The organism is Pseudomonas paraglycinae (assembly GCF_021601625.1).
Taxonomy (GTDB): domain Bacteria; phylum Pseudomonadota; class Gammaproteobacteria; order Pseudomonadales; family Pseudomonadaceae; genus Aquipseudomonas; species Aquipseudomonas paraglycinae.
Genome location: NZ_BQHR01000003.1, coordinates 99,332 through 119,833 on the forward strand (window position 1 = coordinate 99,332; position 20,502 = coordinate 119,833).

Genomic DNA, 20,502 nt, shown 5'->3' on the forward strand with positions numbered 1-20,502 from the left:
TTGGGATGCGGAGCGTCCCGGGCTGCATTCCCACGCGGACGGTTCGACGCCTCGACGTGGGAATGATCGGGTAGCAGCCGTTTCAGGCAGTCGCTTCGACGGTGCCAATGAAATTCGCCAACTCCTGCGTCTGCGGATCGGCAAACAGCACTTTCGGATCCCCCACCTCGTGCACCTTGCCCTGATGCATGAACACCAGTTTGTCCCCCACCTCCCGGGCGAAGCGCATTTCGTGGGTGACCATGATCAATGTCATGCCTTCTTTCGCGAGCTGGCGGACCACGCTGAGCACTTCGTTGACCAGCTCCGGGTCCAGCGCCGAGGTGATCTCGTCGCACAGCAGCACCTTGGGCGACATCGCCAGCGCCCGGGCAATCGCCACCCGTTGCTGCTGGCCGCCCGAGAGGCGTTCCGGGAACGCATCGAATTTCTCGCCCAGACCGACGCGCTCCAGCATCTGCCGCGCCAGTTCCTGCGCCTTGGCCTTGGGCACTTTCTGCACCACCTGTGGCGCGAGCATCACGTTTTCGCCGACCGTCAGGTGCGGGAAAAGGTTGAACTGCTGAAACACCATCCCGACTTTCTGCCGCAGGCTGCGCAGATCGGCGCGGGCGGCGTCGAGGTATTCGCCATCGACTTCGATCACGCCGTCGTTGATCGACTCCAGACCGTTGAGGGTGCGCAGCAGGGTGGACTTGCCCGAGCCGCTGCGGCCGATGATCGCCACCACCTGGCCTTCCTCGACGCTCAGGTCGATGCCTTTGAGCACGTGGTGATCGCCGTAGTATTTATGCAGGGCGGAAATTCTAAGCAGAGGCATGCAGTCTCCTTTCCAGATAGCGCGCACTGAGGGACAGGGGGTAACAGAGCAGGAAGTAGCCCAGGGCAACGAGGCCGTAGACCATGAACGGTTCGAAGGTGGCGTTGGCGAGCATGCCGCCGGTCTTGGTCAGTTCGGTGAAGCCGATGATCGAGGTCACCGCGGTGCCCTTGACGACTTGCACCGAGAAACCCACGGTCGGCGCTACGGCGATGCGCAGCGCTTGCGGCAGGATCACGTAGCGCAGTTGCTCCAGCGGATTCAGCGCCAGGCTCGACGAAGCTTCCCACTGACCATTGGGAATCGCCTCGACGCAGCCGCGCCAGATCTCCGCCAGATAGGCGCTGGTGAATAGCGTCAGGGCAATCGCCGCCGCCATCCACGGCGAAATCTCCACCCCGGCCAGCGCCACGCCGAAGAACACCAGAAACAACTGCATCAACAGCGGCGTGCCCTGGAACAGTTCGATCCAGGTGCGGGCGATGCTGCTGGGCAGCGGGTTCTTCGAGATACGCATGATCAGGATCAGCAACCCGACGATCCCGCCGCCGATGAACGCCACCAGCGACAGCGCCAGCGTCCATTGCAGGCCGGTCAGCAGATTGCGCAGGATGTCCCAGAACGTGAAGTCGCTCATTGGCTGCTCCTTGCACTGCTTTTCGACAGGTAACGCCGGCCGAGCCAGTTCAGCAACTGACGGATCAGCAGCGCCATGCACAGATAAATGAGGGTGGTCAGGGCGTAGGTTTCAAAGGCGCGGAAGTTGCGCGACTGAATGAAGTTGGCGGCGAAGCTCAACTCTTCGGTGGCGATCTGCGAACACACCGCCGACCCGAGCATGACGATGATGATCTGGCTGCTCAGCGCCGGCCAGACCTTGCCCAGCGCCGGTAGCAGCACCACGTGGCGAAACGCTTCGAACCGGCTCATCGCCAGCGCAGCAGCGGCCTCCAGCTGCCCACGCGGAATCGCCTGGATGCCGGCGCGGATGATCTCGGTCGAATACGCACCGAGGTTGATCACCATCGCCAGCACCGCCGCTTGCCACTCGGAAATCTGCACGCCGAGGGACGGCAGGCCGAAGAAGATGAAGAACAGTTGCACCAGAAATGGCGTGTTGCGGATCAACTCCACATAAACGCCGAAGATCGTCGAGAACGGGCGGATGTTCCACGCCCGCACCAGCGCCCCGACGATGCCCACGCCAACCCCGAGCAGCGCGCCGATGGCCGTCAGCTCAAGGGTAAACAACGCCCCACGCAACAGCAGGTCGGTGTTTTCCACCACCGGCAAGAAATCGAACTGATAGGCCATGAAAGTCTCCCGCGTCGCCGGTCAGAGGTCGGCCGGCAGCGGCTCTTTGAGCCAGGTCTGCGCGTTCTTTTCCAGTGCGCCGTCAGACTTGGCGGTGGCCAGGATTTCGTTGACCTTGCCCAGCAATGCTGGCTCGTTCTTGTTCACGCCGACGTAGACCGGCGAATCCTTGAGCTTCACTTTCAGCGCGGGTACGCGTTTCGGGTTCTTTTCGCTGATTGCGACCATTACCACGTTGCCGCTGGCGATCAGGTCGACCTGGCCTGCGAGGTAGGCGGCGATAGTCGAGTTGTTGTCTTCGAAGCGTTTGATGGTCACGCCTTCAGGGGCGACCTTGGTCAGCTCGATGTCTTCTATGGCGCCACGGGTGACGCTGATGGTCTTGCCCTTGAGGTCGTCGAGGGTGCTGACGGCTGCGTCCGGCGGACCGAACACGGCGAGGTAGAACGGCGCGTAGGCGTGAGAAAAATCGATGACCTTCTCGCGCTCGGAGTTCTTGCCGAGGCTGGAAATCACCAAGTCGACCTTGCCGGTGGTAAGGAACGGGATGCGGTTGGTGCTGTTGACCGGGGTCAGTTCGAGTTTGACCTTGAGCTGGTCGGCCAGCAGTTTCGCCGTATCGATATCGAGGCCGCGCGGCTTCATGTCCGGGCCGACCGAACCGAACGGCGGGAAGTCCTGAGGCACCGCGACTTTCAAAGTGCCGCGCTTGACCACGTCATCCAGACCGTCGGCATGGGCAGGGGCCTGGTTCAGCATCAAACCGGCAAACAGGGCGGCGAGGAGGGCGCTGTAACGCTTCGTCATGGACAATCTCCGGATCGGCGGGAAGTGAATTCTGCGATCGGACAGAGCATGGGCCGTGCCAAGACTGAGGTTCGGCCCCGCAAAGCCACGGGTTTAGCGGGTTTGTTCGGTCTTACTGGTCTGAACAGTGAGTTCGGGTTTCGCACTGCGATAGCGCATCGACGCGCACCGTCGAACCCCGCTGGGGCACGACTTGCCTGATGCCTCGAATAGCATTACAACTGGCCGCACCTTGGCCTGGTCCGTCTGGAAAACCATGAACTCGATCTCCCGCGCCGTACCCGAAGTGGCGCTGCAAGCGATCCGCAAACTGATTACCGAGCAGGGCTTCGGCCCCGGCGATGCTCTGCCTTCGCAACGGGATCTGGCGGTTCAGCTGGGTGTCAGCCGCGCGTCGTTGCGTGAGGCGTTGTCGTCCTTAAGCGCGCTGGGTGTGGTCAGCATTCAGCCGGGCAAGGGCGTGTTCGTGCAGGCGCCGGTGGAATTGCCGCGCGGCGAGGGCGCTCCGGCCTGGCCGTTTGCAGCCCAGGCTTCGCCGCTGGAAATCTTTCAGTTGCGCTATGCGCTGGAAGGGTTCGCGGCCGGTCTGGCGGCGGTGACGCTGAGCACCTTTGATCTGGACGAACTGGAAGACAATGTCGCCGCCATGCGCGAACAACTGCGCGCCGGCGACTTCGAGGCCGCGGCGAAACTGGATTTCGAATTCCACCGGCGGATCCTGCTGGCCAGCGGCAATCAGGCGATGCTGAGCATCCTCACCGCCAGCGCCGACATCTTTCTGGAGAGCCAGAAACTACCGTTCATCCGCGCCGAACGGGCCATGGAAACCTGGCAGGAACACCGCAAGATCCTCCGCGCACTGGCCCGTCGGGCTTCCGCTGCCGCGCAGAAAGCCATGCAGGAGCACGTGCGCAATGCGGCGCTGCGCACCGGAATTTCCTTCATTGCCCCCGCCAGCGCGTGACTTGAGCTATACCCAAACTCATCGAGTGCCATAGCAAGACTCAATCATCTGCGGCTTCCTGAACAAGGGAAGGGCGGCTATGATGGGCCACGTTTTTTTGCTTACAACCTGGAGAATTCCATGAGCAGCGATCTGATCAAACACGTTAGCGACGCTAGCTTCGAAGCCGACGTACTCAAGGCCGAAGGCGCTGTCCTGGTCGACTACTGGGCTGAATGGTGCGGCCCTTGCAAAATGATCGCTCCGGTTCTGGACGAGATTGCAGAGACTTACAAAGGCAAGCTGACCGTTGCCAAACTGAACATCGACGAAAACCAGGAAACCCCTGCCAAGCACGGCGTACGTGGTATTCCGACCCTGATGCTGTTCAAGAACGGCAACGTTGAAGCGACCAAGGTCGGCGCTCTGTCGAAGTCGCAACTGGCTGCTTTCCTCGACGCCAACATCTAAGCGTCGCTGTAAAGATTGTCCTCAAAAAGCCCCGCAAATTGCGGGGCTTTTTGCGTATTCAGGGCTAGACGCTCCGAAACTCAGGTGATACATTCGGCCCCGCACTGGTTTCTCCACTGCCCCCTGCTAGCCGTCGCCGACGCACTCCTTTTCGAATAAGTACGCGATCCTGTCGCCTTCTCCGCGGCGCGGCCTCATTAAGCCAAAAGCTTAATTTCCCCCCTCCATAAATGATTACGTCATTCCTATATGAATCTGACTGAACTCAAGCAAAAGCCGATTACCGAACTGCTCGAATTGGCCGAACAGATGGGCATAGAAAATATGGCCCGTTCGCGCAAGCAGGACGTGATTTTCTCCCTGCTGAAAAAGCACGCTAAAAGCGGTGAGGAAATCTCCGGTGATGGCGTGCTGGAGATTCTCCAGGACGGCTTCGGCTTCCTGCGCTCCGCTGACGCTTCCTACCTCGCCGGCCCTGACGACATCTACGTCTCGCCGAGCCAGATCCGCCGTTTCAACTTGCGCACCGGTGACACCATCGTTGGCAAGATCCGCCCGCCGAAGGAAGGCGAGCGTTATTTCGCCCTGCTCAAGGTCGACACGATCAACTTCGATCGTCCTGAGAACGCGAAGAACAAGATTCTCTTCGAGAACCTGACCCCGCTGTTCCCGACCGTGCGCATGAAGATGGAAGCCGGCAACGGTTCCACCGAAGACCTGACCGGTCGTGTGATCGACCTGTGCGCCCCGATCGGCAAAGGCCAGCGCGGTCTGATCGTTGCACCGCCGAAAGCCGGTAAAACGATCATGCTGCAGAACATCGCAGCGAACATCGCCCGTAACAACCCTGAAGTTCACCTGATCGTGCTGTTGATCGACGAACGTCCGGAAGAAGTGACCGAAATGCAGCGCACCGTGCGCGGCGAAGTGGTTGCCTCGACCTTCGACGAGCCGCCGACCCGTCACGTGCAAGTGGCTGAAATGGTGATCGAGAAGGCCAAGCGCCTGGTAGAACACAAGAAGGACGTGGTGATCCTGCTCGACTCCATCACCCGTCTGGCCCGTGCCTACAACACCGTGATCCCGAGCTCCGGCAAGGTGCTGACCGGTGGTGTCGATGCTCACGCCCTGGAGAAACCGAAGCGTTTCTTCGGCGCTGCGCGCAACATCGAAGAAGGCGGCTCGCTGACCATCATCGCCACCGCGCTGGTTGAAACCGGCTCGAAGATGGACGAAGTGATCTACGAAGAGTTCAAGGGCACCGGCAACATGGAGCTGCCACTGGACCGTCGTATCGCCGAGAAACGTGTGTTCCCGGCCATCAACATCAACAAGTCCGGTACTCGTCGCGAAGAGTTGCTGACCGCCGACGACGAACTGCAGCGTATGTGGATCCTGCGCAAACTGCTGCACCCGATGGACGAAGTTGCCGCCATCGAGTTCCTGGTCGACAAGCTGAAAACGACCAAGACCAACGACGAATTCTTCCTGTCGATGAAACGCAAGTAACATCGCTGGTCGGTTCAGAAAAATGGCGCCCCTGGAGGGCGCCATTTTTTTTGCCACGGTTCGGCTGCCCCGACCTTCCGGGAGACACTGATTGCTGTTTGCAGAGCCACGATAGCTGCCAGCGGCCGACAGAGCAGGTAGGATGTACGCCTATTTTGAGGGTGCCATCGTCAATGAAATTCAAGGATCTTCGGGATTTCGTGCAGCAGCTTGAGCAGCGCGGAGAGTTGAAACGCATCCAGATTCCCGTCTCGCCGGTGCTGGAAATGACCGAGGTGTGCGACCGCACGCTGCGGGCCAAGGGCCCGGCGCTGCTGTTCGAGAAACCGACCGGTTATGACATCCCGGTGCTCGGCAACCTGTTCGGTACTCCCGAGCGGGTGGCCATGGGCATGGGCGCCGAGTCGGTCAGCGAACTGCGCGAAATCGGCAAGCTGCTGGCGTTTCTCAAGGAACCGGAGCCGCCGAAGGGCTTGAAGGACGCGTGGTCGAAGCTGCCGATCTTCCGCAAGATCATCGCGATGGCGCCGAAAGTCGTCAAAGACGCGCCGTGCCAGGAAGTGGTCATCGAAGGCGACGACGTCGATCTGGCGATGCTGCCGGTACAGACCTGCTGGCCGGGCGACGTGGCGCCGCTGATCACCTGGGGCCTGACCGTCACCAAGGGCCCGAACAAGGACCGGCAGAATCTCGGCATCTACCGCCAGCAAGTGATCGGCCGCAACAAGGTCATCATGCGCTGGCTCAGCCACCGTGGCGGCGCGCTGGACTTTCGAGAGTGGTGCGAGAAGCATCCGGGTCAGCCGTTCCCGGTGTCCGTGGCCCTTGGTGCGGATCCGGCGACCATTCTCGGCGCCGTTACTCCGGTGCCGGACAGCCTCTCCGAATACGCCTTCGCCGGTCTGCTGCGCGACAGCCGCACGGAACTGGTGAAGTGCCGTGGCAACGACCTGCAAGTGCCGGCCACGGCCGAAATCATCCTTGAAGGCGTGATCCATCCGGGCGAAATGGCCGATGAAGGCCCGTACGGCGACCACACCGGTTATTACAACGAAGTCGACAGCTTCCCGGTGTTCACCGTCGAGCGCATCACCCACCGGATCAAGCCGATCTACCACAGCACCTACACTGGCCGTCCGCCGGATGAGCCGGCGATTCTCGGCGTGGCGCTGAACGAAGTGTTCGTGCCGATCCTGCAGAAGCAGTTTCCGGAGATCACCGATTTCTACCTGCCGCCGGAAGGCTGCTCGTACCGCATGGCCGTGGTGACGATGAAGAAGTCGTATCCGGGGCATGCCAAGCGCGTGATGCTGGGTGTCTGGTCGTTTTTGCGACAGTTCATGTACACCAAGTTCGTTATCGTCACCGACGACGACATCAACGCGCGGGACTGGAACGACGTGATCTGGGCCATCACCACGCGCATGGACCCCAAGCGCGACACGGTGATGATCGACAACACGCCGATCGACTACCTCGACTTCGCCTCGCCGGTGTCGGGGCTCGGCTCGAAGATGGGCCTGGACGCCACCCATAAGTGGCCGGGCGAAACCACTCGCGAGTGGGGCCGCGTCATCGTCAAGGATGACGCCGTCACCCAACGGATCGATGCCATCTGGAATCAGTTAGGAATAGATTGATGCGTGTAACCCTGCAGCCCTCCGGAGCGGTACTCGAGATACGGCCCGGAGAGCGGATTCTCGATGGTGCGCGGCGCCTGGGCTACGAATGCCCGCAAAGCTGCCGCAACGGCAATTGCCATGTGTGTGCGGCGCTGCTGGTGGAAGGCCGGGTCGAACAGGCCGGCAAGGTGCACGACCACGGTGAGTTCTACACTTGCATAGCGGAGCCGCTGGAAGACTGCATCGTGCTGTGGGATGGCGTGCTCGCGCTGGGAGAACTGCCTGTGCGCAGCGTGTCGTGTCAGGTCATCGAATGCCGGGACGTCGGTGGCGATACCTTTCGTGTGCGCCTGCGGGCACCAGCCGGCAAGCCGCCGCGCTACCACGCTGGCCAGTATCTGATGATCGAGCGCGAGAACGGCGAGAAGTCGGCGTTCTCCATGGCCTCGGCGCCCCACGGCGGGCGCGATCTGGAAATCCATGTGCTGGCGCGCGAATCCAGTGCGCTGAACCTGATCGATCAGCTCACGCGCAACCCGATGGTGCGGGTCGAACTGCCATTCGGCGATACCCACCTGGCGGAACTGCCGGACGGGCCGCTGGTGCTGATCGCCGCCGGCACCGGCATGGGCCAGATCCATAGCCTGATCGAACATTGCCGGGCCAGCGGCTTCAAGCATCCGGTGCACTTGTACTGGGGCGTGCGTCGTCCGGAAGATTTCTACGAAATCGAACATTGGGACGAATGGCTGAAGTTGCCCAATCTGTTCCTGCACAAGGTCGTCAGTGACCAGTGCGGCTGGGAAGGGCGCTGTGGCATGTTGCATGAGGCGGTGTGCGAGGATTTCCCTGATCTGAAACCGCTGCACGTCTATGCCAGCGGCTCGCCGGCCATGGTCTACGGCACGCTGGATGCGCTGGTGGAAGCAGGGATGGATGCCCATCAGATGCGTGCGGATGTGTTTGCTTACGCACCCCGCGCCTGAGTTCGTTATAACTCTTCATATAGCCGATCGGTATTTATGTAATTGCATAAATGCCGGTAGGTTATATATCCATCAGGCAATCAATTAAGAACTGTGCCATGGCACTCAAATTGCCTTAAAACATATGTGCCTTATTGTTACAGCGGTGCGTTCTATTAAGTAATTCTTCACCCGCGGGGAGCTGAACGCTATTCGCCATGAGCGCCATTGAAAACGCTTTTCTGAACCTGGCTTACCCTCCGCGGCTCGATCTTGGGCCGCAGCTGACGCACGAACAACTTCTCGCTTCCATGCAATCGACCATGGCGCGCCACAAGGGCGGGCCGGTGTGGCTGTTCGCCTACGGTTCGCTGATCTGGCGGCCGGAATGCACAGCCGTGGAGCGGGTGCGTGGGCGCGTACATGGCTATCACCGTGGCTTGTACTTGTGGTCCCACGAGCATCGCGGCACGCCGGAAATGCCGGGACTGGTCTTTGGTCTGGATCGTGGCGGCTCGTGCAGCGGCTTCGCCTACCGGTTGCCGGAAGACAATCTGGACAGCGCGCTGTATGCATTATGGAAGCGCGAGATGCCGTTCCCGTCCTATCGGCCACACTGGCTCAGCTGCCGACTCGAAGATGGCAGCCAGGTTCAGGCCTTGGGATTCGTATTGGAGCGACACCTGCCCAGCTATGCCGGTAACTTGCCGGATCATGTGCTGAGCCAGGTGTTCGAAAGCGCTTGCGGGCGTTACGGCACCACTCGCGATTATGTCGAGCAGACCGCCCACGCCCTGCGCAGCCACGCCATGCCAGACCGGAATCTGGAGGCGCGGCTCAAGCGCTGTAAGTCAAAGGCCGATCAGGCGACTGCTTCGCGGCTCTGACTGGCGACTTGCTTGTGCCACAGAGTCGGGGCCAGGAAGGCCATCGACAGCAGGCAAGCGCCCACCAGTAGCACGAAACCGCCATCCCAGCCGAAGTGGTCCACGGTGTAGCCCATCGCTGCACTGGCCGCGACCGAACCACCCAGATACCCGAACAGACCGGTGAAGCCCGCGGCAGTGCCGGCGGCTTTCTTCGGTGCCAGTTCCAGTGCCTGCAGGCCGATCAGCATCACCGGGCCGTAGATCAGGAAGCCAATGGAGAACAGCGCGATCATGTCGACGGTCGGGTTGCCGGCCGGGTTCAGCCAGTACACCAGGGTCGCGACGGTCACCAGGGCCATGAACACCATACCGGTCAGGCCACGGTTGCCACGGAAGATCTTGTCCGACATCCAGCCGCACAGCAGCGTGCCGGGAATCCCCGCCCACTCGTAGAAGAAATAGGCCCACGAGGTTTTATCCACGGTGAAACCCTTGGCTTCCTTCAGGTAGGTCGGCGCCCAGTCCAGCACGCCATAGCGCAGCAGGTAGACGAAGACGTTGGCCATGGCGATGTACCAGAGCATTTTGTTGCGCAGCACATATTTGACGAAGATTTCCTTGGCGCTGAATTCGTCTTCGTGGCTGGCGTCGTAGCCTTCCGGGTAGTCGTTCTTGTACTTCTCGATCGGCGGCAGGCCGACCGACTGCGGGGTGTCGCGCATGGTCACGAAAGCGAACACCGCTACTGCCAGAGCCACGGCGGCCGGGACGTAGAACGCGGCGTGCCAGTCGTTGAACAGGCCCATGCCGATCAGGAACAGCGGGCCGATCAGGCCGCCGCCGACGTTATGCGCCACGTTCCACACCGACACGACGCCGCCACGTTCCTTCTGCGACCACCAGTGCACCATCGTGCGTCCGCTCGGCGGCCAGCCCATGCCCTGGGCCCAACCGTTGATGAACAGCAGGATGAACATCATGGTCACGCTGGAGGTTGCCCAAGGCGCGAAACCGAAAATGAACATGACTCCGGCCGATACCAGCAGGCCGAACGGCAGGAAGTAACGCGGGTTGGAGCGGTCGGACACCAGGCCCATGAGGAACTTGGACAGACCGTAGGCGATGGCGATGGCCGACATCGCCAGACCCAGATCGCCACGGCTGTAGCCTTCGTCGATCAGGTACGGCATGGCCAGCGAGAAGTTCTTGCGCAGCAGGTAGTAACCCGCATAGCCAAAGAAGATGCCGGCGAAGATCTGCCAACGCAGGCGTCGGTAGGTGCTGTCGATTTTTTCTTCAGGCAATGGAGCCTGATGTGCGGCAGGACGAAAGAAAGCAAACATTCAAGAGCTCCAGATTTCTTGTTTTGACTGCGGATGCGAATGTTACAGTTTCGTTACCGAAAATAGCACCGCTTCCCATCGGCAAAACAGCGGAAATGTTGGAAGTCGCGCGTTCCTTTATGAACATGTCGCTCAGATATAAGTGCGGGGCGCTGTGGGAAATGTTACTTCGACGTCTTCCTGCCGGGTTTCATGGCTTTGTAGGGCGCAGGTTTGGGAAATGTCCTGCGAACAATGCAGAAGGCGCGGCGTTCTGTTTCAGGCTGCCGGGCTCTACCCTTTTGATGGTGCCAATCGGGCATTCGAGCGGTAAAGGGGGAGGGCTCATGCGGTGGTGTGTGTTGCTGTTTTTGCTGATGGCATCGGGAGGTGCGTGGGCGTCAGAGGTACTGCTGATTCCGGAAAACAACCCGAGGCCGGTCTATCCGCGAGGGCTTTTCAGGGCTGGCGTGGTCGGTGAAGTGGGCGCCGAGTTCACCGTCCATGCCGACGGTTCAGTCGACCGGATCAGCTTTGCGCCAAGCAGCCATCCGGAGCTGATCGAAGCGGTCAGGGCGGCTGTCGAGCAATGGCGTTTCAAACCGTGGATCGTCGAGGGCGACAAACCGGCACAGACGCGGGTCTTCGCACCGATGGTATTCAGGCTGGATCTGGATCAACCCATCCACATCAACCAGCAACTGAAAGCCTTGAAGTGCCGCACCTTGAACGAATACCTCGGCAACATTGCGGAGCAATCATGGATCGATACCAAGGTGTTCGTTTACACCAGGGCCTACCTTTCCAATGTGTTCCACAAAGCGCAGCTGCCGGACGAACAGCGGCTGGCGATGATCGCCAGACTGAACAAGCGGATTCCATCGATTGTAAGGAGTTGCCGTAGCAGCCCGGTCCGGACGTACATGAGCCTGTTGCCGGAGGATATTCGCAGTTTGATGTAGGGCTGGAGTGCTCTGAAGAGCGATCCGGAAGTGGCCATCAATTCCGGATCGCCCGATCAGCTCAGCGCACTTGCACTACGACTTTCCCGACAGCCTTGCGCTGCCCGAGATCATTGATCGCCTGCGCGGCATTGCCCAGCGGATAGACCTGTGACACCAGCGGCTTCAGCTTGCCCTCGGCAAACCAGCCGAACAGTTGCTGGAAGTTCGCCGCGTTGTCCTGCGGCTGGCGCTGGGCGAAGGAGCCCCAGAACACGCCGAGTACCGCGGCGCCCTTGAGCAGGGCGATGTTGACCGGCAGTTCGGGAATGCGGCCGCTGGCGAAACCGACCACCAGCAGACGGCCGTTCCAGGCGATGGCGCGGATGGCTTGATCGAACAGGTCGCCGCCGACCGGGTCGTAGATCACGTCGGCGCCCTGGCCGTCGGTCAGGCGCTTGATCTCGTCCTTGAGGCTGGTTTCGCTGTAGTTGATCAGTTCGTCGGCTCCGGCAGCCTTGGCGACGGCGAGTTTTTCCGCGCTGCTGGCAGCGGCGATCACCCGGGCGCCCATGGCTTTGCCGATTTCCACGGCGGCCAGGCCAACACCGCCAGAAGCACCGAGCACCAGCAGGGTTTCACCCGGTTGCAGGTTGCCGCGCTGTTTGAGGGCGTGCATCGACGTACCGTAGGTCATGCTGAAGGCGGCGGCGGTGTTGAAATCCATCGACGGCGGGATCGGCAGCACGTTATAGCCCGGGACCGCGACCTGCTCGGCGAAGCTGCCCCAGCCGGTCAGGGCCATGACCCGGTCGCCGACCTTCAGGTGACTGATCTTTTCACCCACTTCGCTGACCACACCGGAAGCTTCGCCACCCGGCGAGAACGGGAAGGGCGGCTTGAACTGGTATTTGCCCTCGATGATCAGCGTGTCCGGGAAATTGACCCCCGCGGCGTGCACGTCCAGCAGGATTTCGTTCTTTTTGGCGACAGGACTGGCGACGTCCTCCAGCACCAGCGATTCGGCAGGGCCGAAGGCTTTGCACAGCACGGCTTTCATCAGGGCTATTCCTTTGGGAGTGATGGCCGATAAGTGTAGGTGTGGCAGTCAACGGGTCAACGAGCATGCCCGGCCCTGATAGTCCGCCATAAGCTTGTGCTTGCGCGGCGGGTCGTTATGCTAGGCCGCAAACCGGATAAGGAGCGAATTGTGAAAGCGTGGATCATGTTGTTGCTGGCCCTGTCTCTGCCTGTGGCAGCGCTGGCCGAAGAAGCCAAAGAAGGCGAGGCGCCGAAGGTCAACTACATCACCCTGAGCCCGCCGTTTGTGGGCAACTACGGGCTCGATGGCACCCCGAAGCTCAAGGTCTATAAGGCCGACGTGGCACTGCGGGTGACCGGTGAAGAGGCGACCAAACTGGTCAAGGCCAACGAGCCGCTGATCCGCAATCAACTGGTGGCGCTGTTCACCCAGCAGACCACCGATGCGATGGGCAGCATCGAAGGCAAGGAAAAACTGCGTCAGGAAGCCTTGAAGCAGACCCAGCAAGTGATGAATGACGAGACCGGCAAGCCGGTGGTTGAAGATCTGTTGTTCAACAACCTGATCATTCAATAAGACATTCGTTGTCCGGGCGGTCCCCATCGCTGGCTTGCCAGCGATGGCATTTTGTCAGGCGACAAATGACTCAGGGTTTGAGCGCGATCACCGCCGCCCACTGCTCGGCCGTCACCGGCATCACCGACAGTCGCGAACCCTTTTGCACCAGCGGCATCTCGGCCAGCGCGGTCTGCTGTTTCAGGTAATCCAGCTTCAAGACCCGGCTGAAAGTTTCGACGTGGGCGACATCAATCGCGCTCCAGGCATTCTTCTCCGGCGTGGCTTTCGGATCGAAGTAATGGCTTTCCGGTTCCAGTGCGGTGGGATCCGGGTACGCGGCTTCGATTATTTTGCCGATTCCGGCAATCCCCGGCTCCGGGCAGCTGGAATGGTAGAAAAAGAACTGGTCCCCCACTGCCATGGCCCGCAGGAAATTGCGTGCCTGATAGTTGCGAACCCCGTCCCAGCGCGCTTTGCCGAGCTTTTCCAGGCCCTTGATCGAGAGTTCGTCGGGCTCGGATTTCATCAGCCAGTAGGCCATGGTTTTTGCTCCTCAAGCGGTCATTGGGCAGGTTGTCCGGCAATTTTATGACAAACCGACGGTCGGTTGACGCCAGCATTTGCGCAGAGGTTCACGTTGTCGCAAAATGCCGGCCTTTAAAGCTTGACGCTGCTGCACGGCCTACGAATGGAAACCGCTGCTGTCATCGTGATGATGTGCCTTGAGGGGGGCAATCGATGAAACGCAAACCGGATTTGCTGTGGACTTTGGTGATTTTGTTCGGTCTGGGCGTCGTGACCACCGGTTATGCGCAAAGTCTGTGGGCCAACAAGGCCGATGCACCGATTGAAGTAGCGCAACAAGTACAACAGTCGACAGCCTTCAAACGCTGAAACTGCCTTCTCGACGCCGCTGATCCGCGCGGCGTCTATCCCGCGAAATACCACGCCTTGTCTGTCACCGTTCCCTGCAACGGTACATCCCAGCTCGCTTGCGCGAGACGTTCGACTTTCTGACATTCATGGGCCAGCCCCAACAGCGTCGGCTTGCGCCAGTTCTGGCGTCGGGCCAGATACGCCAGACTGCGATCGTAGAATCCGCCGCCCATGCCCAGGCGTCCGCCGACATCGTCGAATCCCACCAGTGGCAACAGCACCAGATCCAGCGCCCAGACCTTGCGTTGACGGGCCAGATTGGCGCGCGGCTCAAGGATGCGGAAGCGGTTGGGTTTGAGTTTTTCGCCGGGGCGGATCTGCTGGAAGACCATTTTGGTCCGTGGCCAGGCACTGAGCACCGGCAGGTAGGTTTTCTTGCCCCGACGCTGGGCCGCGCGCAGCAACAGGCGCGGGTCGATTTCACCGTCGGTGGGCAGGTACAGGGAAATGTGTTTCGCCCGGCGAAAGTGCGGGTCTTGTGCCAACTGCTTGTACAGGCCTTCGGCGGCCTCGCGTTGTTCGCTTCGCGTCAGCGAGCGGCGGGCCTTGCGCAGCAGGCGGCGCAGTTGGGGGCGGGGCAGCAACGCGGGTTCGGTCATGGTTCGGCTTCGGCAGGGTGGGACGAAAACGTACGCATAAAAAATCCGATGCCGGCATGCACCGGCATCGGATTCGAATCAGGCTCCCCGGATGAGCCGCTGTCGACTTAGCCCTTGAACCCGAGAGTTCAAGGTGGAGGATGCAGTAGGCTTTAAGGCTTTCCGTCTGGCGGACATGCACACCAGCCCAACGTGCAACCCCCAGGGTAGTGCAAATCGGCTCAGGGACATCGTCAACTGGCAAGCACCCCAGGGAGTGCGGCGAGTATAACTCAAGCGGCCTGGCGAATCAGCCCTTGCTGATGTCCGGATCGTCGGCCAGCACCAGATCGACACGATCGAGCAAGTCTCGCACCTGTTCACGGGTCGAACCGCTGGCCTGGATGTCCGGGCGCTCTTCTTTGTGCAAGAGATCGTGGGTGATGTTCAGCGCGGCCATCACGGCGATGCGGTCGGCGCCGATGACTTTTCCGCTGCTGCGGATCTCGCGCATCTTGCCGTCCAGGTAACGCGCGGCACTGACCAGATTGCTGCGTTCTTCCTGGGGACAGATGATCGAATATTCTTTGTCGAGGATCTGCACGGTAACGCTATTGCTTGAACTCATGAGTCTTGCTCCAGGGCCTTGAGGCGCGAAATCATCGATTCGACCTTACGCCGGGCGATTTCGTTTTTTTCAATGAGGTGCGCGCGTTCCTCGCGCCAGGTCTTTTCCTGAGCAAGTAAGAGTGCATTTTGACTCTTTAGTTGCTCGACTCGGGTAATCAGCAGTTCGAGTCTGGCCATCAGCGCTTGCAGGTCGGTGTCTTCCATTGTGTCCACTGATTCGGTCTGATGGGTTTGGCTGGCGGACAGCCTTTAATGGTCTTGGCGAGTCTGTCGATGTAGGATACAAGGCCTTCATTCTAGACATAGCGCCGTCTGGCGCCTAGCTGCCCATGCCCATTCAGAATTCCCCGTACCAAGGCTTTGCCACCCTGCTGAACTCCAGCGGTCACTCCGTTTCGCCTGCCGAACTGCACGGCCTGTTGCTGGGCCGCAGTTGCGCTGGCGCCGGCTTCACTGCCGAAGAATGGCTGATCGATGCCGCCGAGCTGCTCGAAAGCGAGCCGCAGGACAACGTCCGCAACGCGCTGATCGGTCTGCAGGAGATGGTCAAAAGCGAACTCACCGGTGATGACGTCACCGTGGTTCTGCTGCTGCCGAACGATGACGCACCGCTGGCCGAGCGCGCCGCCGCGCTGGGCGAATGGTGTCAGGGCTTCCTCACCGGTTTCGGCCTGAACTGCCGCGACAGCAGCATGCTGAGCACCGAAGCCACCGAAGTGTTGCAGGATTTGGCAGCGATCTCCCAGGTGCAAGACGCACTGGAAGAATCCGAAGACGGCGAAAGCGACTATATGGAAGTCATGGAGTACCTGCGTGTCGCTCCGCTGCTGCTGTTCTCCGAAACCAAAAAGGCCGACATGCCGCCAGCGGCCAAGCCGTCGCTGCACTGATCGCGTGCCAGGGAAAGCCATCTGCCCATGATCCATATCCCGAAAGCGGAATACGCCCGGCGCCGCAAGGCGCTGATGGCGCAGATGGAACCCAACAGCATCGCGATCCTGCCTGCCGCCGCGGTCGCCATTCGCAACCGCGACGTCGAGCATGTCTATCGTCAGGACAGCGACTTCCAGTACCTCAGCGGTTTTCCCGAGCCGCAAGCGGTCATCGTCCTGATGCCCGGTCGCGAACACGGCGAATACGTGCTGTTCTGCCGTGAGCGCAATGCCGAACGCGAGCTCTGGGACGGCCTGCGCGCCGGCCAGGAAGGCGCGATCCGCGATTTTGGTGCCGACGACGCGTTCCCCATCACCGACATCGACGACATCCTGCCGGGCCTGATCGAAGGCCGCGACCGGGTGTATTCGGCCATGGGCAGCAACCCGGAATTCGACCGCCACCTGATGGACTGGATCAACGTGATCCGCTCCAAAGCGCACCTCGGCGCCCAGCCGCCGAACGAATTCGTTGCCCTGGATCACCTGCTGCACGACATGCGCCTGTATAAATCGGCGGCAGAAGTGAAGGTGATGCGCGAAGCGGCGCGGATCTCTGCCCAGGCTCACATCCGGGCGATGCAGGCCAGCCGTGCCGGGTTGTACGAGTACAGCCTCGAAGCCGAGCTCGATTACGAGTTCCGCAAGGGTGGGGCGAAGATGCCGGCCTATGGCTCGATCGTCGCTGCCGGGCGCAACAGCTGCATCCTGCATTACCAGCAGAATGACGCGCTGCTCAAGGACGGCGATCTGGTGCTGATCGACGCTGGGTGCGAGATCGACTGCTACGCCAGTGACATCACCCGCACCTGGCCGGTCAACGGCAAGTTTTCCGCTGAACAGAAAGCGATCTACGAACTGGTGCTGGCTTCGCAGGAAGCCGCGTTCGCCGAAATCGCCCCGAACAAGCACTGGAACCAGGCGCACGAAGCCACGGTTCGGGTCATCACCACCGGGCTGGTGAAGCTCGGGCTGTTGCAGGGCGAAGTCGACGAGTTGATCGCCTCCGAAGCCTACAAGGCGTTTTACATGCATCGCGCCGGCCACTGGCTCGGGATGGATGTGCATGACGTCGGCGAATACAAGGTCGGCGGTGAATGGCGAGTGCTGGAAGTCGGCATGGCGCTGACCGTGGAGCCGGGCATCTACATCGCCCCGGACAATCAGAACGTAGCGAAGAAATGGCGCGGCATTGGCGTGCGCATCGAGGATGACGTGGTAGTGACCAAGAGCGGTTGTGAAATCCTGACCGGCGGCGTGCCGAAAACCGTCGCCGAGATCGAAGCCCTGATGGCGCAAGCACGGACCTGCGCGGCATGAGTCGGGTCAATCTGGCAATCATCGGTGGCGGTCTGGTCGGCGCCAGTCTGGCGTTGGCCTTGCAGGCCGGGGCCAAGGTTCGTGGCTGGAAGATCGTGCTGATCGAACCGTTCGCCCCCGGTGACACCTGGCAGCCAAGCTACGACGCGCGCTCCTCGGCGCTGTCCTTCGGCTCGCGGCAGATTTATCAGCGGTTGGGCGTGTGGCAGGAAATCTCCCGCCGAGCCGAACCGATCAAGCAGATTCATGTATCCGACCGTGGTCGTTTCTCCACCGCCCGACTTTCGGCGATGGAAGAGGGCGTCCCTGCGCTCGGCTATGTCGTGGAAAACGCCTGGCTCGGCCAGTGTCTGTGGCAGCACCTCGACAAAGACGTGATCAGCTGGCGCTGCCCGGCGGAAGTCACCCGCATGGAGCCGTTGCCGGACGGCTATCGCCTGACCCTCAACGACGAAACCACCGTCGAGTGCGATCTGGCGGTGCTCGCCGATGGCGGCCGTTCCGGTCTGCGCGAGCAACTGGGCATCAACGTGCGCAAGCGCCCGTACAACCAGAGCGCGCTGATCGCCAACATCACCCCGAGCGAAGCGCACAATGGCATGGCCTTCGAGCGCTTCACCGACGAAGGCCCGATGGCGCTGCTGCCGCTGCCGGAAAACCGCTGCGCGCTGGTCTGGACCCGACTGGGGATGGACGCGCAACGGCTGGCGGATCTGAGCGAGCGTGATTTTCTCAGCGAGCTGCAAGGCGTGTTCGGCTACCGCCTCGGTACGTTGAAACAAGTTGGCGCGCGGCATCTGTATCCGCTGTCGCTGGTGGAAGCCGAAGAGCAGGTGCGCTCGCATCTGGCCGTTCTCGGCAACGCCGCCCACAGCCTGCACCCGATTGCCGGGCAGGGTTTCAACCTGTCCCTGCGCGATGCCGATGCCTTGGCCGCCGCGCTGCTGGCCAGCGACAAACCACTGGGGGATTTCGCCACGCTGCAGGCCTATCGCGAGCGTCAGCGCCTCGATCAGGACCTCACCGTCGGTTTCTCCGATCAGGTCACGCGCCTGTTCGGCAGCACCCAGCCGCTGGTGTCGCTGGGGCGCAACATCGGCCTGCTCGGCCTCGATCTGCTGCCGCCGGCCAAGCGCTGGTTCGCCCGTCAGGCCATGGGGCTGGGGACGCGGCCGGATGCGTGAGTGGCTGATCAAGCAGTTTGGCAAGGCGCGGTTGATGCGCTGGATCATGACGTTCTACCCGCCGTACTTCGGCGCCGGTGTCCGGGTGCAGCACATCAGCGATGACTTTCGCGACATCCAAGTCTCGATGGGCCTGGGCTGGTACAACCGCAATTACGTCGGCACCCAGTTCGGCGGCAGTCTGTATTCGATGGTCGATCCGTTCTTCATGTTGATGCTCATGGAAAACCTCGGCTCGAAGTACATCGTCTGGGACAAGGCCGCCGATATTGATTTCATATCGCCGGGCAAAGGCCCGGTGTTTGCCCGGTTCAACATCGACGACACCCTGCTCGACGAGATCCGTCGGCAGACCGCCAGTGGCGAGAAATACCTGCCGCAGTTGCAGGTCGACATTCATGACGGCGCCGGCAACCTGGTGGCGCGGGTCGGTAAAACCCTTTACGTGCGGCTCAAGCCGCCAGCGAGACAGGCTTAAAGCATGGAAATGCGCGCGGATGTGCTGATTGTCGGAGCCGGAATGGTCGGCAGCGCCCTGGCGCTGGCGTTGCAGGGCAGCGGGCTGGAAGTCCTGCTGCTCGACGGCAGTCCGTTGAGCGTCAAACCCTTCAATGGCGATGCGCCGTTCGAGCCACGGGTGAGCGCACTGTCGGCGGCCAGCCAGCGGATCCTCGATCGCCTCGGCGTGTGGGATGGCATCGTCAACCGACGCAGCAGCCCTTACACCGACATGCACGTCTGGGACGGCAGCGGCACCGGCCAGATCCACTTCTCGGCCAGCAGCGTGCACGCCGATGTGCTCGGCCATATCGTCGAAAACCGCGTGGTGCAGGATGCCTTGCTCGACCGTCTGCACGATTGCGATATGGGTCTGCTGGCCAACGCGCGACTGGAGCAGATGCGCCGTTCCGGTGACGACTGGCTGCTGACCCTGGCCGATGGCCGCACCTTGCGTGCGCCGCTGGTGATCGCGGCGGACGGTGCCAATTCCGCTGTGCGCCGTCTGACCGGCGTTGCCACTCGCGAGTGGGATTATCTGCATCACGCCATCGTCACCAGCGTGCGCAGCAGCAAACCGCACCGCATGACCGCGTGGCAGCGCTTCACCGATCACGGGCCGCTGGCGTTTTTGCCGCTGGAGCGTGACGGTCAGCAGGACTGGTGCTCGATCGTCTGGTCGACCACGCCAAGCGAAGCCGAACGGCTGATGGCGCTGGATGAAGCGGACTTCTTCCGGGAACTGGAGCGCGCTTTCGAAGGTTGCCTCGGCGACGTCATCAGCGCCGACCCGCGCCTGTGCGTGCCGCTGCGTCAACGCCACGCCAAGCGCTACGTGGCAGAAGGGCTGGCACTGATCGGCGATGCCGCGCACACCATTCACCCGTTGGCGGGGCAGGGCGTGAACCTCGGCTTCCTCGACGCAGCGGTGCTGGCCGAAGTGCTGCTGCAAGCCAATGAGCGCGGCGAACGCCTGGCGGACACGAAAGTCCTGAGCCGCTACGAACGCCGGCGCATGCCGCACAACCTGGCGCTGATGGCCGCGATGGAAGGCTTCGAGCGGTTGTTCCAGGCCGATCCGCTGCCGCTGCGCTGGCTGCGCAACACCGGGCTGAAAATCGTCGAGCAGATGCCCGAGGCCAAGGCGTTGTTCGTGCGTGAAGCGTTGGGGCTGACCGGGGACTTGCCGGCCCTGGCCAAGGCCTGACGAATGTCGTGCAACATCTGGTAACTCCTTGGGA

Annotated in this window: 24 protein-coding genes and 1 other RNA gene; 14 read left to right on the forward strand and 11 right to left on the reverse strand. The window is 61.3% G+C overall.

The genetic code is table 11. The features are described from left to right. Window positions 1-82: 82 nt before the first annotated feature. Genes L6D82_RS05060 through L6D82_RS05075 form a run of 4 tightly spaced genes read right to left on the reverse strand, consistent with a single transcriptional unit; the run spans window position 83 to window position 2,941 of the window. Complete coding sequence (locus tag L6D82_RS05060; RefSeq protein ID WP_236188247.1) at window positions 83-820, reverse strand: amino acid ABC transporter ATP-binding protein; 738 nt, start codon at window positions 818-820, stop codon at window positions 83-85. Continuing rightward, window positions 807-1,457, reverse strand: a complete 651-nt coding sequence (locus L6D82_RS05065; protein ID WP_007951832.1) for an amino acid ABC transporter permease — start codon at window positions 1,455-1,457, stop codon at window positions 807-809. Before L6D82_RS05065 ends, L6D82_RS05060 begins: the two co-directional genes overlap by 14 nt. After that, on the reverse strand, window positions 1,454-2,134 hold the full coding sequence (locus tag L6D82_RS05070) for an amino acid ABC transporter permease (protein WP_085606035.1): 681 nt from the start codon (window positions 2,132-2,134) through the stop codon (window positions 1,454-1,456). The genes L6D82_RS05065 and L6D82_RS05070 overlap by 4 nt, the downstream gene beginning before the upstream one ends. 21 nt (window positions 2,135-2,155) lie before the next feature. Further along, window positions 2,156-2,941 (reverse strand): transporter substrate-binding domain-containing protein, encoded by a 786-nt coding sequence (locus tag L6D82_RS05075; RefSeq protein WP_236188248.1) that lies wholly within the window; start codon window positions 2,939-2,941, stop codon window positions 2,156-2,158. Between the two features lie 256 nt (window positions 2,942-3,197). On the opposite strand from L6D82_RS05075, the gene L6D82_RS05080 reads away from it, so the two are divergent. The 6 genes from L6D82_RS05080 (at window position 3,198) to L6D82_RS05105 (ending at window position 9,338) form a co-directional block, all read left to right on the forward strand. Next, the gene (locus L6D82_RS05080; protein WP_007951828.1) at window positions 3,198-3,905 is read left to right on the forward strand and encodes a FadR/GntR family transcriptional regulator; all 708 of its coding nucleotides are present in this window, start codon (window positions 3,198-3,200) and stop codon (window positions 3,903-3,905) included. A 120-nt stretch (window positions 3,906-4,025) separates the two neighbouring features. Further along, window positions 4,026-4,355: a thioredoxin TrxA gene (trxA, locus tag L6D82_RS05085; protein ID WP_003206727.1), complete on the forward strand. Its 330-nt coding sequence runs from the start codon at window positions 4,026-4,028 to the stop codon at window positions 4,353-4,355. 249 nt (window positions 4,356-4,604) lie between these two features. Beyond that, on the forward strand, window positions 4,605-5,864 hold the full coding sequence (rho, locus tag L6D82_RS05090; protein WP_011336486.1) for a transcription termination factor Rho: 1,260 nt from the start codon (window positions 4,605-4,607) through the stop codon (window positions 5,862-5,864). 173 nt (window positions 5,865-6,037) lie between these two features. Continuing rightward, window positions 6,038-7,504 (forward strand): 4-hydroxy-3-polyprenylbenzoate decarboxylase, encoded by a 1,467-nt coding sequence (gene ubiD / locus L6D82_RS05095; RefSeq protein WP_007951823.1) that lies wholly within the window; start codon window positions 6,038-6,040, stop codon window positions 7,502-7,504. Then, window positions 7,504-8,472, forward strand: a complete 969-nt coding sequence (locus L6D82_RS05100; protein ID WP_085746755.1) for a CDP-6-deoxy-delta-3,4-glucoseen reductase — start codon at window positions 7,504-7,506, stop codon at window positions 8,470-8,472. The genes ubiD and L6D82_RS05100 overlap by 1 nt, the downstream gene beginning before the upstream one ends. A 197-nt stretch (window positions 8,473-8,669) precedes the next feature. Continuing rightward, the gene (locus L6D82_RS05105) at window positions 8,670-9,338 is read left to right on the forward strand and encodes a gamma-glutamylcyclotransferase (RefSeq protein WP_236188250.1); all 669 of its coding nucleotides are present in this window, start codon (window positions 8,670-8,672) and stop codon (window positions 9,336-9,338) included. Here the strand turns inward: L6D82_RS05105 and glpT are convergent. Continuing rightward, a complete protein-coding gene (gene glpT / locus L6D82_RS05110; protein ID WP_007951819.1) occupies window positions 9,314-10,663 on the reverse strand; it encodes a glycerol-3-phosphate transporter in 1,350 nt (449 codons plus the stop codon). The two genes, L6D82_RS05105 and glpT, sit on opposite strands and share 25 nt — an antisense overlap. Here glpT and L6D82_RS28580 point away from each other — a divergent pair. Then, window positions 10,636-11,604, forward strand: coding sequence for an energy transducer TonB (locus tag L6D82_RS28580; protein WP_309295554.1), 969 nt, complete (start codon window positions 10,636-10,638; stop codon window positions 11,602-11,604). The two genes, glpT and L6D82_RS28580, sit on opposite strands and share 28 nt — an antisense overlap. 61 nt (window positions 11,605-11,665) lie before the next feature. Here L6D82_RS28580 and L6D82_RS05120 read toward each other — a convergent pair whose 3' ends face one another. Next, a complete protein-coding gene (locus L6D82_RS05120) occupies window positions 11,666-12,643 on the reverse strand; it encodes an NADPH:quinone oxidoreductase family protein (protein WP_236188251.1) in 978 nt (325 codons plus the stop codon). A gap of 150 nt (window positions 12,644-12,793) precedes the next feature. Between L6D82_RS05120 and L6D82_RS05125 the strand changes: the two genes are divergently transcribed. After that, complete coding sequence (locus L6D82_RS05125) at window positions 12,794-13,201, forward strand: flagellar basal body-associated protein FliL (RefSeq protein ID WP_007951814.1); 408 nt, start codon at window positions 12,794-12,796, stop codon at window positions 13,199-13,201. A 70-nt stretch (window positions 13,202-13,271) separates the two neighbouring features. Here L6D82_RS05125 and L6D82_RS05130 read toward each other — a convergent pair whose 3' ends face one another. Further along, on the reverse strand, window positions 13,272-13,724 hold the full coding sequence (locus L6D82_RS05130; RefSeq protein ID WP_085746751.1) for an EVE domain-containing protein: 453 nt from the start codon (window positions 13,722-13,724) through the stop codon (window positions 13,272-13,274). Between the two features lie 197 nt (window positions 13,725-13,921). On the opposite strand from L6D82_RS05130, the gene L6D82_RS05135 reads away from it, so the two are divergent. Beyond that, entirely contained in the window at window positions 13,922-14,077 is a 156-nt protein-coding gene (locus L6D82_RS05135) for a hypothetical protein (RefSeq protein ID WP_007911192.1), read from the forward strand. A 35-nt stretch (window positions 14,078-14,112) separates the two neighbouring features. Here L6D82_RS05135 and L6D82_RS05140 read toward each other — a convergent pair whose 3' ends face one another. The 4 genes from L6D82_RS05140 to L6D82_RS05155 all read right to left on the reverse strand — a co-directional run bounded on the left by L6D82_RS05140 (window position 14,113) and on the right by L6D82_RS05155 (window position 15,531). Next, complete coding sequence (locus L6D82_RS05140; protein ID WP_134022791.1) at window positions 14,113-14,718, reverse strand: 5-formyltetrahydrofolate cyclo-ligase; 606 nt, start codon at window positions 14,716-14,718, stop codon at window positions 14,113-14,115. Window positions 14,719-14,798: 80 nt separating this feature from the next. Beyond that, window positions 14,799-14,977, reverse strand: a non-coding RNA gene (gene ssrS / locus L6D82_RS05145) — 6S RNA. Window positions 14,978-15,007: 30 nt separating this feature from the next. Then, window positions 15,008-15,325 carry a cell division protein ZapA gene (locus tag L6D82_RS05150; protein ID WP_007967943.1) on the reverse strand — a complete coding sequence of 106 codons (318 nt, stop codon included), beginning with the start codon at window positions 15,323-15,325 and terminating at the stop codon, window positions 15,008-15,010. Further along, a complete protein-coding gene (locus L6D82_RS05155; RefSeq protein ID WP_007940359.1) occupies window positions 15,322-15,531 on the reverse strand; it encodes a TIGR02449 family protein in 210 nt (69 codons plus the stop codon). Before L6D82_RS05155 ends, L6D82_RS05150 begins: the two co-directional genes overlap by 4 nt. A gap of 125 nt (window positions 15,532-15,656) precedes the next feature. On the opposite strand from L6D82_RS05155, the gene L6D82_RS05160 reads away from it, so the two are divergent. From L6D82_RS05160 to L6D82_RS05180, 5 genes are read left to right on the forward strand one after another with little or no spacing between them, the layout of a single operon-like run. Then, window positions 15,657-16,217, forward strand: a complete 561-nt coding sequence (locus L6D82_RS05160) for a YecA/YgfB family protein (RefSeq protein WP_236188252.1) — start codon at window positions 15,657-15,659, stop codon at window positions 16,215-16,217. 27 nt (window positions 16,218-16,244) lie between these two features. After that, on the forward strand, window positions 16,245-17,579 hold the full coding sequence (gene pepP / locus L6D82_RS05165; protein WP_039765352.1) for a Xaa-Pro aminopeptidase: 1,335 nt from the start codon (window positions 16,245-16,247) through the stop codon (window positions 17,577-17,579). Further along, window positions 17,576-18,763, forward strand: coding sequence for a 2-octaprenyl-6-methoxyphenyl hydroxylase (gene ubiH, locus L6D82_RS05170; protein ID WP_236188253.1), 1,188 nt, complete (start codon window positions 17,576-17,578; stop codon window positions 18,761-18,763). The genes pepP and ubiH overlap by 4 nt, the downstream gene beginning before the upstream one ends. Beyond that, on the forward strand, window positions 18,756-19,241 hold the full coding sequence (locus L6D82_RS05175; RefSeq protein ID WP_085606014.1) for a DUF4442 domain-containing protein: 486 nt from the start codon (window positions 18,756-18,758) through the stop codon (window positions 19,239-19,241). Before ubiH ends, L6D82_RS05175 begins: the two co-directional genes overlap by 8 nt. A 9-nt stretch (window positions 19,242-19,250) precedes the next feature. Beyond that, window positions 19,251-20,468: a 2-octaprenyl-3-methyl-6-methoxy-1,4-benzoquinol hydroxylase gene (locus L6D82_RS05180; protein ID WP_236188445.1), complete on the forward strand. Its 1,218-nt coding sequence runs from the start codon at window positions 19,251-19,253 to the stop codon at window positions 20,466-20,468. Window positions 20,469-20,502: the final 34 nt, after the last annotated feature.